The organism is Candidatus Thorarchaeota archaeon, from assembly GCA_013388835.1.
Taxonomy (GTDB): domain Archaea; phylum Asgardarchaeota; class Thorarchaeia; order Thorarchaeales; family Thorarchaeaceae; genus JACAEL01.
This window is the reverse complement of record JACAEL010000035.1, coordinates 1-14,311: the sequence shown is the minus strand read 5'-3', so window position 1 is coordinate 14,311 and position 14,311 is coordinate 1. Positions and strand designations below refer to the sequence as shown.

Sequence of the window (14,311 nt, the reverse complement as noted above, 5' to 3'; positions counted from 1 at the left end):
CTTCAACCTCCGACAAAGTTGACGTGGATGTTCACCACTTCCTTGCTGCCACGAAGTCTCTTGACCATCATTCTCACATCCTCTGCATCTCCCGTGACAATCATTATCTCGTAGCATCCCCCCATTGTTGAGTGAGAGTGCAAGGACGAAGTGATGAGGTGTGCAAACTCATGTTGAACCTCACTACACTGTGCCTTCTCGCTCCTTCCTCTCTGTAGCTCGACAGCCACCAATGCTGTGACGACTCCCCTCATCTGTTCGAGGGTTCGGTTCTGCGAGAGCAGCGACTGGAGAGCATGTCGCATGACTTCTGAACGGTTCGAGAACCCACCCTCTTTCCACAGAGCGTCGAGCTCTGCCTTTTCCTCTTTGCTCATGGATATCGCGACGACTGGCAATGGTAATGCACCGGTCAAGGACCAACCACTGTCTCTCGTGCAGGTCTTATTAACAAATCCCTATGGTCTCATAATCATGGGGACGCCAGTGATTGAGTCGAAGCGGTCAATGTGGACAGAGCGATTGAGTGACGCCGTCCCGGTCACTCATGCAGAGAGGAATGATTGGTGCTTCTCAGCGAGTCTGGGGCGAAGACAGCCGTGGTCTTCTCTCCCCTGTCACGTCTCATCGTGCTATTCTGATACGGGACCTTGGCCTCTGATAGTTGTGACCCACATCGAGGAACCACTAAATGGATGAGCATCAGGTGATCCTCGAAGTGATAAGCATGCTCCGCAAGGGTGTTATTAACAATACCAATAGAGTTAATAATAACACAGGACTAATCTATGATAGGAGAACATGCCAAGGAGCAATTGTATGAACCCAAAAGGAACTGCTTTACTGCTGATAGTCCTGCTAGTCTACGTTGGCGCCGCATTATCAATATGCCCTGTCCGTGGCCAGATACAGCAGGTCAAAGTCGCTGTGGCAATTGCGCCTCTTGAGGGGCTGGTCAGGTCCGTTGGAGGAGTGCTAGTCAACACGACGATACTACTGCCTGAAGGTGTAGAACCACACGCAGCCACACTCCCCCCCGAGGCCGTGATGGCTGCAGATAGCGCCGACCTCCTTGTGCTAACAGGTCACTTCCCGTGGGAAGAGAACCTAGTTTCTGTAGTTGACACTCCGTTCATCACCCTCGATGATGCGGATGCGCTGTTCACCTATGAGGACCACGGCGCGCGTCTCTCACCGATGCCCGGCCACCAAGAGAACGCCACAACGACCGCGGACGAACACCACCATGATGAGGGAAACCCCCACGGCTACTGGCTTCTGCCTTCGAATGCACTGGCGATTGCCAACACCACACTCTCCGCGCTAGAGGTGATTAGTCCCGCTCACAACAGCACTTGGGAGGTGGGCTTCAGCTACTTCCAGAATGAAGTCGAGGCGTACCTGTCACTTGTGGCGGAGGCAGACACGCAGTATGATCTGTCCGGGCGAAAGGCGGTCGCGGTGTTTCCTGCTGAGGCATATGTGGCTGAGACATTCGGGATTGTGACGGTAGCCGTTCTGCAGGTGGAGAACGTCCTCATATCGGGGGTCGAGCTGCTTGAAGTGCAGGAGTCCATGCGCAATGGTTCTGTGTCACTAATCATTGGGTCCGATGTGGCCTCTCTGCAGACCGGCGGGGAGTACGCAGTCCAGCTGGCTGAGGACTATGGTGCCACGTTGGTCTGGGTCCGCGCAGTGTTTTTCGAGGGCCTGTCCGACTACATCTCCGTGATGACCTACAACCTCGGTGCAATCGTTTCGGGAATAGCACAAGCCCGTGGGAATCTGTCCTCAACAGTCAATGTGGCCCTTGTGGCACTTGCTGGAGTGCTCGGCCTTGTGGCCGTACTGGAGGCTGTGGTCATGGTTCGGAGAGCAAAGTCCGAGTGAGTTGACCTGTGTCTGCTGCTGTATGGTTCGCATTGATTGTGGGGCCGGCTGCGCGACCCAGTGCCGTATCGCGTGTCACATCGTCATTGGTAATCAACTGGATACTTCACGACTGCATACCATTGATGTCAAGGCAGCACCCGCAATGTGGAGGACACTCCGCACTGGTAGGTCTACCATGTGTCTATCTCTCTCCAGTCACCGATGACCATGGTGGCGCCCTTCTCCAAGAACTGTTCTCTGCTGAACATTCTTAGGCGGTTCAGTCCAATCCTCTGTGGAATACCTGCTTCTCTGTACAACGGAAAGTAGTTGGGGTAGTCGTCAATGACCCGTGTCACCTCGTATACCGACACAAGCCGCCGGATGTGTCCTCGTCTGACCTCAGGTAGTGTTGGGCCTTCAGATGCGCCTCTTGTCCGCTCATAGTCGTCTATACGATACATGACCAGTTCGATGTCATCCACAGGAAACCCAAAGCTCCTGAGCTGGCGAACTGTCAGTTCTCTTGTGTTCTCGGGGCGACCTGTGAGATACAGCACCTTCTGACATGAACACCATCGGCTTAACACCTCTGCTGCGCCAGCCACGGGTCTATCGACTTCTGCCAGTTGATAGCCCTCCTCGTCGATACACAGAAGCAGATTCCAGAACCGCAGTCGGAGTTCGCTCGTATGGCGTCTGTGCCAATCAGTAGCATACTTCTCAAAGAGCTGGGCCGAGTCAAGTGTCTCGACATCGTCGATCTGCACGTCTGCTTCTAGCACCCTAGACCAGATGGCCTGCAACCTGGAGGTCGCATCAATACAGGTGTCATCAATGTCAACTATGGCTGCTGGCCGCATCATGGATTGCCTTCTGCGAAGAAGGTGTGGGGCTTCGTAGAGATTAACTCTCCGCACCAGTGCACGCCCAGAGTGACGGCGACATGACGGTTGAGGAAGCTCGAAACACACGAACAGACACGTTCATGGCACGCATCCGGAACGGCCGCGTTGGGTATCAGGAAGGGCGAACAGCGACCCACAGTCACCCGGTGAATCTGGCAAGAAGAGCCTTAGCCCGGCGTGCTAGAAGTGCGGACAGAGTGCTATGAGGTACGAGTGCATACAGGCGAAGTCACTTCTCTCCAAACACATAACGGCCGACTGCTGGTTCCACACGAATCGCTCATTGAACGCATATCGCGGGTGTGAACACGGGTGCGTCTACTGCGACGGCATGGCTGAGCACTATCATGTAGAGGACTTCACAACGCACATACGAGTGAAGGAGAACGCTGCTGAGATACTGCGGAAAGAACTGACAAGAGAGGGATTCGTCTCCAGATCACACCTAGAGACCGAGACCCTCTATCGCTTTCTTGATGAGGATGATGCGTCGAGAATCGAGAGAGACGTCCCACGGCCCATTGTGGTTGGAGTCTGTGGAGGTGTGTCCGACGGGTTCCAGCCTGCTGAGAGAGAACACCATGTGACCGAGCGCGTCTTGGGAACTCTTCTGGACTTCCGGCTGCCAGTCATGGTGTTGACCAAGTCGGACTATGTGCTTCAGTACTTGGACCTGCTGAAGGAGATACATGAGGCCGCGTTCGCAAACGTGATGTTCACCGTGACACTTGCAGACGAGGAGAAGCGCAGGGTCATCGAGCCCAAGGCGTCCCCGACCCCGGACCGATTCGCTGCACTGAAAGAGGTGCGTCGTGCAGGCATATTCGGTGGCGTCATGTCTGTGCCGCTGATTCCGTGGATAGGTGATACCGACGAGAAAATGACTGCACTTGCTGAGGAGACCCGGCGTGCTGGTGGGGAGTTCATACAGTTCGGTGGTCTCACGCTCAAGCCCGGACGACAGAAGGAATACTTCTTGCGTGTCATTGCACGGCGGTTTCCAGAGTACGTCCATCTCCTCCAACGCGCGTACTCGAACAACGATAGATACGGGCGACCCGACTGGAAGCAGCTGCCGTGCAACAAGATGCTCAAGGGCCATCGTATTGCGGCGAAAGTGGGGATCAGAGACCGCTCCGTACGTCATGCCACTCGCGACGAACCACAGGCGAATGTCACCACTCTGGGAGTCCTGTTGGACATCGAGTTCTATCAGAACTACCTGCTGGGCCTGCCTTGGTCCAAGAGCAGACCTTTTCACGAGTTGGCAGCGACCATTGAGAGAGGAGTACCGGACCTCGAGATGCTCATCAGGGAAGGCCGTCTGGACAGCACTCTGCATCTGAGCTCGCACATGAGCTCGATAGTGACAGAGATTGTGAAGGCAGGTAGCTGCGACTATCTGGACTCACTGCTTGAGCGGCTCTCCGAAGAAGTATCCGGTCCAGAGGAGTTTGTTGCCTTCTCCGATGAGTGAGGAGCCTGCCGATACTACTAATAACGCGGACTGTACATAGAAGGTCGAAGCGATATTTGACGGAAGGTGACAGAGTGCCCAAGACCCCAGACAGTCCGGACCTGTTTCAGAGGCTGCTCGACGTCTTGCATGACGGCATTGTCGTCCTAGACGGTGAGGACATCATCGAACTGAACTCCGCCTTCGCTGAGATAGTGGGCTACACGAAGGAGGCACTCCTAGACTCCCGGTTCGAGGATCTGATCGACCCGTTGTCACGCCGAACGGACAGAAAGACACTGGACTCTCTCTATGCGGGAAAGAGTCTCGCACGATTCACGACGCGTCTGCGCTCGAAGGACGGCGACGTAGTCCATGCCGACATGAGACCGGTGGCCGTGCAGTATCAGGGTTCGGATGCCGTTCTTCTCACGGTGCGTGACATCACAAGGGAGGTGTCACTGGAAACGGCCGTCACTCAGCTTGAGAATCGCTTCGCGTCACTCTACGACATGTCACCCGTGGCCTACTTCACCCTCAACCGGAACGGCACAGTCGAGCAGGTGAACCAGGAAGCCGAGTCACTGTTGGGCTATGACGCTTCCGAAGTGATAGGAAAGACACTTTCTGACTTCCTCGCTCAGCGGCCGCAGACATATGACCCGGCCGACCAGGTGCTCAAAGAGGTCTTGCGTGGGAAGGAGGTCTCAGGCATTGAAGTGCAGCTCAAGCGCAAGGACGGGCGACTGATATGGGTCTCGCTCTCGTCGCGTGCTCTCACATACAGTGGCGAGAAGCCAAGCGAGATTGGCCTCACCGCCTTTGATGTCACGCGCAGGAGAGCTGCGGAAGCGAGAGTCCGGGAAGAGAAGGACCGGGCCGACCTCTACTTGGGCATAATGACCAGCGACCTCAACAGAGTGAACCAGAGTTCGCTCTACTCACTGGAGCTACTGTCTGGCACTGCTGACCTCAGCGAAGAACACCGCAGGATACTGCAGGAGACCTCATGGAACATCAGGCGAGCTGCACGAATGATTGCCAACATGAGGACTCTGATTTACCTCAGAGACTCTCCGCCTCCTCAGAAGCAGACGAATCTATACCCGCACTTTGAACGAGGAAGACGAGAGGCCAGTCGGGACTTCGCACAGAAGACGCTGACAATCAAGACCAACATCCGAGATGGGGCGTTCATGGTTAGAGGCCATGCCTTTCTCTGGAGCGTATTCTTCAACATACTTCACAACGCTCTGATGTATGACACTGATGAAGAGGTCGCAGTCGAGGTCAAGGCCTCCTTCGCAGACAAGAGGAAGAAGGTACGAATCGAGTTCATCGACCATGGTCCCGGGATTCCTGACGCGATGAAGGAGCGGGTGTTTCGTCGATCAGGAAGCGGTGACAAGACGATTGAGAGCGGGCTCGGGCTCACCGTGGTCAGCACCATTGTCAGCGCTCTTGGTGGAAGGGTCTGGGTTGAGGACAGGGTGGCAGGTCGCTCGTCAGAGGGATGCAAGTTTGTCGTCGAGCTTCTTGCATGGATGGACGAGATGGAGGCAGTGACCGAAGAGGCAGTGATAGACTTCTACAAGTCCGAGGACTGCGTGTTCTGCGGCCCCACCCTTGAGGCACTCTACCTCCTGCTGGACGAGATGAGTCTCAGCCATACCATCGTCCGAATCATCGATGTTGATGACCCAGCCTCGGGAGTGCCTGTCGATGAGCTGCCTGCGCTGCCAACAATCCGGATCCGCAACACGGAACTGGCCGGTTATGTCAGCGAGGACGACCTGAGGACTGTTGTGATGGGAGCTCTGCTTGGGCTTGTGGGAACACAAGACACATGACGGGCTGCCCATGTTGCGGTGCAGGAAGCATCCAGTCGCGAGCTGCATACCAGCCCGAAGGGCGGGCTGCTGCAGGTCCGGAGCCCTTGCCGACCGTAGAGACCCGGACTGGCTCCATCACTATGTCAGGCGTCTCTTCATTAGGCGGTGTTACTCCGAGTCCAGCGGTGTTATGGGATGGATTTGGGTCTGTTCATAGTCGGCCTTGGGCTCATCACAGGCTTCCTTCTGATCACAATGGTCTTTGGGATAAGGGAACGCAAGACAAGAAGAAAGGTCTACTTCATCAAGGAGGCCACTGCCCTCGGCTCATTGACAGGTATCACAAACGTTGCCCTGTCAGGACCCGAGTTCAATCCTCTCGGGCTCGCCTCTGACCTCATACTGAGGATCACACTCAGTTTCTGGGTCCTCACGTTCGCATTGATGGGTCTCTTCTTCATGGCTCTGCGGCAGGAGTTTCCCGACTGGAGAGTCGCATCTCTGGTTACCTTTCTGGGCACAACAACGATCATCTGCGGCTTTGCCAGTCTCTCTCAACCTGCGCTTGAGGGCAACATCCTTGCCCTTGTCTGGAAGGCGGGTTTTGCACTGTACTCTATCGTCGTCTTCCTGCATGGAGCAAGGGTCTTCCATGAGGCCAACCAGCGACAGGCCGACAGGAGGAGCGCAGTCATTGCTCTGTCCCTTGTGACAATCTCCATTTCGTACGTGATTAACGTCGTCCTCTACGACGTACCAAACTTCCAAGGGACACCGCTGCTGACGGGTCTCAGTGTCGAGATGGTCCTTGACTTGCTCCGGATTTCAATGATGCTAATGATAGTGATTGCCCTTATCACCGACATAGAGTACATGTACCGTCTGCCGGTCGACGTCTACTCAATCTCTGTGATACGAGACTCAGGAGTATACCTGTACTCCTATGGCCATGACCCGGATGTATCAGACCCGGGTCTGTTGTCTTCAGCCATCTGTGCCATGTCTCTGTTCATGAAGGAGACCTCGAAGTCCGCATCCTCACTCAGGAGAGTGTCTACATCCAACCGCGCGATACTGATTGAGCCGCGTGAAGACGAGGGAGTGATATTCGTCGCTGTGGTGGAGCGCGCAACCCTCGTCCTGCTTCGTTCGCTCCAGCTGTTTGCTGACCAGTTCGTCCAGCGGTATCCACGCGAGACCTATTCGGACATTGTCAACCCGGAGGACTACGCGGACGCAAGCCAGCTTGTCTACACAGCGTTTCCGTTCCTGAAACGGTGTGATGTCGCCGAGTAAGGGAGACACGAGCGACTGCCTCCCTTCTCCAGCTGGCCGAGGGAATCAGTCGAAGCTGAGGTCTCGGATGTTGAACTCTCTGCTGCGGCCCACGAGAGCAGCTATCACGCCAGTTATCACGAGACTGATCAAGGTGACTGCGGTGTTTTGATACAAGTTCAGGGGCTCTGCAAAGAACCAGAACCACACACACAGTAGCGCAAGCCATGCCAGGAAGAGAGCTATGACCCACAGTCCATTGATCTCACCGTGTCTCCTACCATATGGAAGCCAAATGGCTGCCAGGACCAACACTCCAGCTATCATGGACATTATGCCTACAGCAACGTCCCGTTCCCAAATGAGGTCGACCGGCTCGAACCAGAGCCAGTATGCGATGAAGAGACACCAGCCTATGAATACGACCGCCGTGGCTCCCACCTGCCTGACTCCGCCCTGCATATCACGCGAAGCGGTCGAACCCCACGCGAGCATGTTGGCCAAAAGAGCTGTGACCGTTGCGACAATCAGCAGCGCAACATTCTGGTAGAGCGTATAGCTCCCCGCGTAGAATGCAGGCCACAGTACTATGAATGCCAGCCATCCGGTCCCAAATAGGATAGACACGCTGATTCTCCATGCATGGCGCTCGGCACTCGAATCGGTAGACGCCCACATCATTCCTACCAGTCCACACATCATGATGAAGCTGGACACAACCACTGCAATGTTCTGTATGAGATCATGGTCCTGAGCAAGCATCAGCAGCCAGACACTCACGAAGCCAATCCACGCCATGAATAAGAACACGGTGACATACTGTTTCAGTTTCTGACGAACGCGTCGCGTCAGAATACTCCTCGGCCTCTTGCCTTGTGGCCCTTCTGCGAATTCATGTTCCGACATGTGCTCTAATCTCACCTTCATACAGGCTGTCAGTCGTCGACTTATATTACCTTCCAACTTGGGAATCCCAGCGTCCGGCACCCGACTGCCTCTGGGTGAGGCGTTAGCCCAGCAGGGATGAGCAGAAGCTGCCCAGATGTCAAACGACCTTGGACATCGCTGCGTGGTGCATATGTACCTCCATGTGGGAACGGAGAGCTCGAGGTCGGTTCGACACCTCACGAGACCTCGGGGAGTCACCCCAGTGCCGTCTCCTGGGTGTGAAAGGACTCTTGTGTCCAGAAGATATGAGTGCGCGTGAGCACATCTGTTCTTTGTCCAACTGAAAATGAACGGTCCGGATGAGTCAGTGGCTATCCAGCCACTCGATTCGATTACTGTCCAGTCACGTCACGGTCTTTTCTGAGGTGACCATCTGGGTCCTCATCGCTCGGCGGCTTTTTTAGGAGGTTATAGCACAGTACTACTACAAGCACTCGCTCTGGCGTGTGCAATCCACATGAGAGAAACTGGAGCAAAACAGAATGGACACTAAGATGCTTGGTGCCATCGTAATCATCATCGTTGTGGCTGCCGGTGTCGGCGCAGTCGTATTGCTGGGACCCACTCTGTTCGGCGGGACGCCGAGGGTTGCCATAGTCTTTGCGACTGGCGGACTGGGCGACAAGAGCTTCAACGATGGCTGCTACGAAGGCGCCGTTCGAGCCAGAAACGAGTTCGGTGTGGCCTTCACGTATGTGGAGCCGACCCAGATCTCGGAATACGAGGGGTATCTCCGTACATACGCACAACATGCTGGCCGTGCGCCGTATGATGTCATCATCTCGATAGGCTTTGACCAAGCAGATGCCCTCACAAAGGTCGCTAACGAGACGCCAAACCAGCGGTTCGCGATAGTCGACATGGTGGTGCCCCTTCCCAATGTCTCAAGCCTGGTATTTGCTGAGAACGAGGGCTCAGCGCTTGTGGGCGCGATAGCTGGCCTGATGACAAAGACCGACAAGGTCGGTTTCATCGGCGGTATGGACATCGACCTGATCAACAAGTTCGCGGGAGGATTCGTGTTCGGTGCCAACTGGACAAAGCCTGGCGTGAACTACACAATCGGCTACACCGGGAACTGGGTTGACACTGCGACAGGCAAGGCTCTTGCAGATGTCATGTACAACGCTGGCACAGACATAATCTTCGCCGCAGCCGGCCGTTCTGGACTGGGCGTCTTCGAGAGTGCAAAGGAGAAGACCGACAAGTATGTGATTGGAGTTGACAGTCCGCAGATGTATCTTGGATGTGCTGACCCCTCCAATCCAGCACCACCCACCGTCTGCCTGACTTCGATGCTGAAGCGCGTCGACGTGGCGGTGTATGAAACCATCAAGGATGCAATACAGGGCAATTTCCACGGAGGCATCCGCGTCTTCGATCTAGAAAACGGTGGTCTTGGGTATGAGGTCAACGCAGCCCTCCGACCACTGCCCTCCAACGTCACGGCGATTGTGGAGGATCTCAAGGCAGCCATAATCAACGGTTCGATAACTGTTCCCAGTACCAAGTACTGGTTGCCATAGACTCGTCACCCACAGAGGAGAGGCACTGCCTCTCCATTCTCTTTTCTCAACTGTCGTTCACTCTCGGCCGCACAGGCTGGATGCAGAAGTATCCTCGCTCCCATGAGACGCCGCTAGGTCGACTCACCACGCGAGGCATCATGAGGTGTCAGGCTGACCTCGCGTTCTCGGCTTCCGCATCGGAGTTGTACAAGCTTCACTCAGTGATGCCCAGGACTGTTCAGCTCCGGGGCTCTGTTGCAGACCGTTCATTTTCAGCTGGACAGAGTTTGACACAGCAGTCCTGTCACTCCCAGAAACGGCACTGGGGTCTCTCCTCAAGAGGAGGTCTCATGAGATGTCGAGCCGACCTCGAGCTCTCCGTTCCCGCACGGAGGTATGTACGCACCACGCAGCGATGTCCAACCAAGACCGTCCAACTTCCAAGCAGCTGCTGCCTACCCAGCCATGCCCAAGCAGGTCTGAGTCCCGGGCAGCTGCATATCCCTGCTCTTGTTCAGTTGGAGATTGTCACTGTGGTCTTGTCACACTCAGACAACAAATGGCTGTGTTGGTCTTGTGATGGGCTCCGACTGCGCATATTGACCTGTCATCTGCCGGGGGTGTCTATGTGACTTCCGACGCTCAGTCGGGATGACACTGCCAGACACCCCTATGGATAAATAGACCAGTACTCTTTCGTTGTCGGTACGACTAAGCGAGGCGATACCCATCTCGGACTCAGAATACTCCGTGGAGCTAATAGGGATTGACAAGACCTTTCCCAGCGGTGTCCAGGCGAACAAGTCCATCACTATCCGCATCCGTCGGGGGGAAGTCCACGGACTGCTGGGTGAGAACGGTGCAGGCAAGTCCACCCTGATGAACATACTATACGGCCTCTTGAGAAGGGATGCTGGCAAGATTCTGATTGACGGTCAAGAGGTGAGTCCGTCCTCCCCTGTGGACGCGATTGCGCATGGGGTCGGGATGGTGCATCAACACTTCAAGCTCATTCCGCGACTGTCGGTCACTGAGAATGTGATACTAGGACTTGAGCCTGTGCTGGCTCTCGGCATATGCGCAGGTCTGAAGAAAGCCGGTCCGCTCAGCATGCTCTTCTCGTTGGACTATGCCGCAGCGTCGAAAAGAATCAAGCAGATTGCTGAAGAGAACGGATTGGTCATCAATCCCGACTCACTCGTACAGGACCTGTCCGTGGGTCTTCAGCAACGAGTGGAGATCATCAAGACCCTCTATCGTGAGGCGAAGATACTGATTCTCGACGAGCCGACAAGCGTGCTGACCCCTCAAGAGGTTGACGAGCTCTTTGTGACTCTCAGGAAGTTCAAGGAGCAGGGAAAGACAATCATCCTCATCACTCACAAGTTGCGGGAGGTGATGGCAATCTGCGACCGGATATCGGTCCTCCGGGATGGAGCGCTGGTCGGGACAGTGCAGACTGCGGATACTAGCCCACAGCAACTTGCCTTGATGATGGTCGGACGTGAGGTTGTGTTCACGTTGGAGAAGACACCAGCCAGACCGGGAGAGGTCGTACTGGATGTGGACCGACTCTGCGTCAGGGACAATCGTGGGCTTGAAGTGGTGAAGTCTGTCAGCCTCCAGGTCCGGGCGGGCGAGATACTGGGCGTGGCAGGCGTTGAGGGGAACGGACAGACCGAGCTGGTGGAAGCACTTGCTGGCCTGAGGAGTCCGGCATCAGGACGAATCAGTATCTCCGGCGTGGAGAGTACCAAGATGGGACCGAGGCAGGTGCGCGACATACGGGTTGCTCACATTCCGGAGGACCGCCATCGTAGAGGTCTCATCCTCGGATTCACTGTACAAGAGAATCTCGTTTTAGGGAAGCACCACAGGCCACCCTATGCGCGTGGGCCCCTAGGTCTCATCATAGATGAACAGTGCATACGGGCCTCTTCAGAGACGCTTGTGTCCTCGTATGCAATCAAGGTGCCTGATACGCTCGCAGCTGCGAAGACCATGTCCGGAGGGAATCAGCAGAAGACTGTTGTTGCTCGTGAGCTGAGCGGCGACCCGGCTCTGGTTCTTGCAGCTCAACCTACGAGAGGACTTGACGTCGGTGCAACAGAGTACATTCATGGAGTTCTGCTAGGGATGCGTGACAGAGGGGCCGCCGTCCTCCTCGTATCGGCAGAGTTGGACGAGGTCCGAAACCTGGCCGATAGGATTGCTGTGATGTATGGAGGGCGTATCGTTGCCATGTGCAGCCCCGACACCACACAGGAGCAGCTGGGTCTGTTGATGGCGGGTCACGTAACAGAGGAGGCGTCAGTAGCATGAGCGCCACGGATACCCAGGAATCGACTGTGGCTCCATCTGAGGCCCGTCGCCCGAGTGTTTCGGAGTTGATCAGCAACCAGTGGTCGGAGATCAAGCACAAGGTCCTCGACAAGGAGTTCCAGAATCAGATCTGGTGGACACTCGGTTCGGTGGTCTTGGCGTTGTTCATGGGCACACTTCTCATGGTCCTTGCAGGATATGACGCTCCCCGGGCATGGCTGGCGCTGGTATACACAGCTGCCACCGATATGCCGCGTGTTCTGGCTGACGCAACTCCGCTCATCTTCACTGGGCTGTCCGTGGGTCTGGCGTTCAAGTGTGGGCTGTTCAACATCGGTCCAGAGGGTCAGCTCTACATTGGTTCCATGGTGGCCACGATTGTGGGATACATGGTTGTCCTGCCTATCTTGGTCCACCCGCTTGTCTGCATCGTTGTTGCCGCGTCGTGTGGATTCCTCTGGGGGCTAGTGCCCGGCCTCTTGAAGGCCTACCGCGGCGCGCATGAGGTCGTGACCTCAATGATGCTGAGCTACATTGCAATTCTGCTGACGGGATGGCTTGCTGCAGGACCACTTCGTCTGCCAAATCAACAGGTAGAACAGACTCCGTACGTTCTTCCCACGGCATATATCCCCAGCCTGGCCGGAGCATATCTGCACTTTGGACTGGTGCTCGCCGTCCTGAGCGTGTTTGCTGTGGACTATCTTATCTCTCACACTGTGATTGGTTATGAGATGCGGGCTGTTGGACAGAACCAAGACGCTGCTGAGTATGCTGGCATCAACTCGAAGCGCCGCATGGCTCTGGCTATGGGCCTTGCGGGTCTGCTCGCGGGACTTGGGGGCGCATCAGAGATACTCGGGTACCACCATCGTTTCGTGAAGAACTGGTCGAGTGGTCTGGGCTGGGATGGCATCACGGTCGCAGTGCTCGGAAACAACAACCCCTACGGTATCCTTGCGGCTGCCGTCTTCTTTGGCATATTGAAGACGGGCGCACGAGGCATGCAGCAGCTGTCCGGCGTCCCGCTCCAACTCGCGGTTGTCATCCAAGGCTTTGTCGTCGTGCTCGTCGCGGCACCAAGAATCATGCGATGGCTGTCTGAGCGCACCATTGCCCAGGGCCGACTTGTTGTGACGGACCCGTACAGGCACGGCCCACGGCTCGCTGCTCTGGTACTGACCCTCACCGGCGGAGTGCTCGGCACAGGTGCAGTGTCCTCATGGGTTCGAATCGTCCCCGGTGTTGCGCTCCTGATGTTGAGTGCTAGCCTCCTTGCGTTTGTGTCCTTCGCGCTCCTACTGGCCAACTGGCCACGCACAGTCACTATGCTGCTCGTCACCTCACTCACATGGATCACCGGCTCAATCGCAATGCTCGCCTTCGGTGACTCTGCAGGAATGGTCTTCTGGGCCGCTCTTGGCTCATTAGTACTGGTCCTCAGCATGCAGGCTCATCGAATGGAAGAGGCGACCATCAAGGGAGGTACACCGCAATGATGCAGTCACTGGACATATCGGTCATAGGCTGGTTGCTCGGAGCGACCCTTCAGATGTCCACTCCACTTGTCCTGACGGCGCTCGGCGGAATGTTCTCGGAGCGCTCCGGAGTGGTAAACATCGGACTTGAGGGCATGATGCTGATTGGGGCCTTCACATCGGTCGCGATAGCATATACGGTTGGGAATCCATGGCTTGGACTGCTCGGAGCAGTAGTGGGTGGCGGCTTGCTCGCTGCAATCCATGCTATTGTGAGCGTGAGCTTCAAGGGTAATCAGATTGTCAGCGGTGCAGGCATCATCCTAATTGGCTCCGGCATCTCCACCATAGGCACAATCATGGTCTGGGGAAACCCCGGCTACTCTGCCCCCCTGTCCTCCGACAAACAGATACCCAACGTTGAGATTCCAATCATCCAAGACATACCCATAATCGGTCCGGCATTCGGCTCTCAGTCACCAGTAGTCTATCTCATGTTCGTGATAGTCATCTTGAGCTGGTATGTCCTCTATCGGACACCGTTCGGACTCCGAGTGCGTGCCGCAGGTGAGGACCCGAGCACACTCGACGCAGCTGGTGTGAACGTCGACCGGACACGCATCCTGTCAGTTGTCATCAGTGGCTGCCTTGCCGGTCTCGGAGGCGCGTATCTCAGCCTGGGCTACACCAAGGCCTTCGGACAGGGAATGAC

At 55.8% G+C, this 14,311-nt stretch carries 11 protein-coding genes; 8 read left to right on the top strand and 3 right to left on the bottom strand.

What is annotated here, in order from left to right; all coding sequences use genetic code 11:
* Nucleotides 1-2 precede the first annotated feature (2 nt).
* On the bottom strand, nt 3-398 hold the full coding sequence (locus tag HXY34_06505) for a CopG family ribbon-helix-helix protein (protein NWF95776.1): 396 nt from the start codon (nt 396-398) through the stop codon (nt 3-5).
* A 421-nt stretch (nt 399-819) separates the two neighbouring features.
* On the opposite strand from HXY34_06505, the gene HXY34_06500 reads away from it, so the two are divergent.
* Nucleotides 820-1,890, top strand: a complete 1,071-nt coding sequence (locus HXY34_06500; protein NWF95775.1) for a zinc ABC transporter substrate-binding protein — start codon at nt 820-822, stop codon at nt 1,888-1,890.
* 173 nt (nt 1,891-2,063) lie between these two features.
* On the opposite strand, the gene HXY34_06495 is transcribed toward HXY34_06500, so the two are convergent.
* Nucleotides 2,064-2,738, bottom strand: a complete 675-nt coding sequence (locus HXY34_06495; protein ID NWF95774.1) for a hypothetical protein — start codon at nt 2,736-2,738, stop codon at nt 2,064-2,066.
* A gap of 244 nt (nt 2,739-2,982) precedes the next feature.
* Between HXY34_06495 and HXY34_06490 the strand changes: the two genes are divergently transcribed.
* From HXY34_06490 to HXY34_06480, 3 genes are all read left to right on the top strand, one after another.
* The gene (locus HXY34_06490; protein ID NWF95773.1) at nt 2,983-4,257 is read left to right on the top strand and encodes a hypothetical protein; all 1,275 of its coding nucleotides are present in this window, start codon (nt 2,983-2,985) and stop codon (nt 4,255-4,257) included.
* Between the two features lie 74 nt (nt 4,258-4,331).
* On the top strand, nt 4,332-6,086 hold the full coding sequence (locus tag HXY34_06485; GenBank protein ID NWF95772.1) for a PAS domain S-box protein: 1,755 nt from the start codon (nt 4,332-4,334) through the stop codon (nt 6,084-6,086).
* Between the two features lie 177 nt (nt 6,087-6,263).
* Nucleotides 6,264-7,364: a hypothetical protein gene (locus HXY34_06480; GenBank protein NWF95771.1), complete on the top strand. Its 1,101-nt coding sequence runs from the start codon at nt 6,264-6,266 to the stop codon at nt 7,362-7,364.
* Between the two features lie 45 nt (nt 7,365-7,409).
* Here HXY34_06480 and HXY34_06475 read toward each other — a convergent pair whose 3' ends face one another.
* On the bottom strand, nt 7,410-8,249 hold the full coding sequence (locus HXY34_06475; GenBank protein ID NWF95770.1) for a hypothetical protein: 840 nt from the start codon (nt 8,247-8,249) through the stop codon (nt 7,410-7,412).
* Nucleotides 8,250-8,773: 524 nt separating this feature from the next.
* Here HXY34_06475 and HXY34_06470 point away from each other — a divergent pair.
* The 4 genes from HXY34_06470 to HXY34_06455 form a co-directional block, all read left to right on the top strand.
* Nucleotides 8,774-9,817: a BMP family ABC transporter substrate-binding protein gene (locus tag HXY34_06470; GenBank protein NWF95769.1), complete on the top strand. Its 1,044-nt coding sequence runs from the start codon at nt 8,774-8,776 to the stop codon at nt 9,815-9,817.
* Nucleotides 9,818-10,528: 711 nt separating this feature from the next.
* Nucleotides 10,529-12,121, top strand: coding sequence for an ABC transporter ATP-binding protein (locus HXY34_06465; GenBank protein NWF95768.1), 1,593 nt, complete (start codon nt 10,529-10,531; stop codon nt 12,119-12,121).
* Nucleotides 12,118-13,620 (top strand): ABC transporter permease, encoded by a 1,503-nt coding sequence (locus tag HXY34_06460; protein NWF95767.1) that lies wholly within the window; start codon nt 12,118-12,120, stop codon nt 13,618-13,620. The genes HXY34_06465 and HXY34_06460 overlap by 4 nt, the downstream gene beginning before the upstream one ends.
* Nucleotides 13,617-14,311 (top strand): ABC transporter permease (locus HXY34_06455; GenBank protein NWF95766.1); only part of this gene is annotated, 695 nt, incomplete at its 3' end. The genes HXY34_06460 and HXY34_06455, both read left to right, overlap by 4 nt.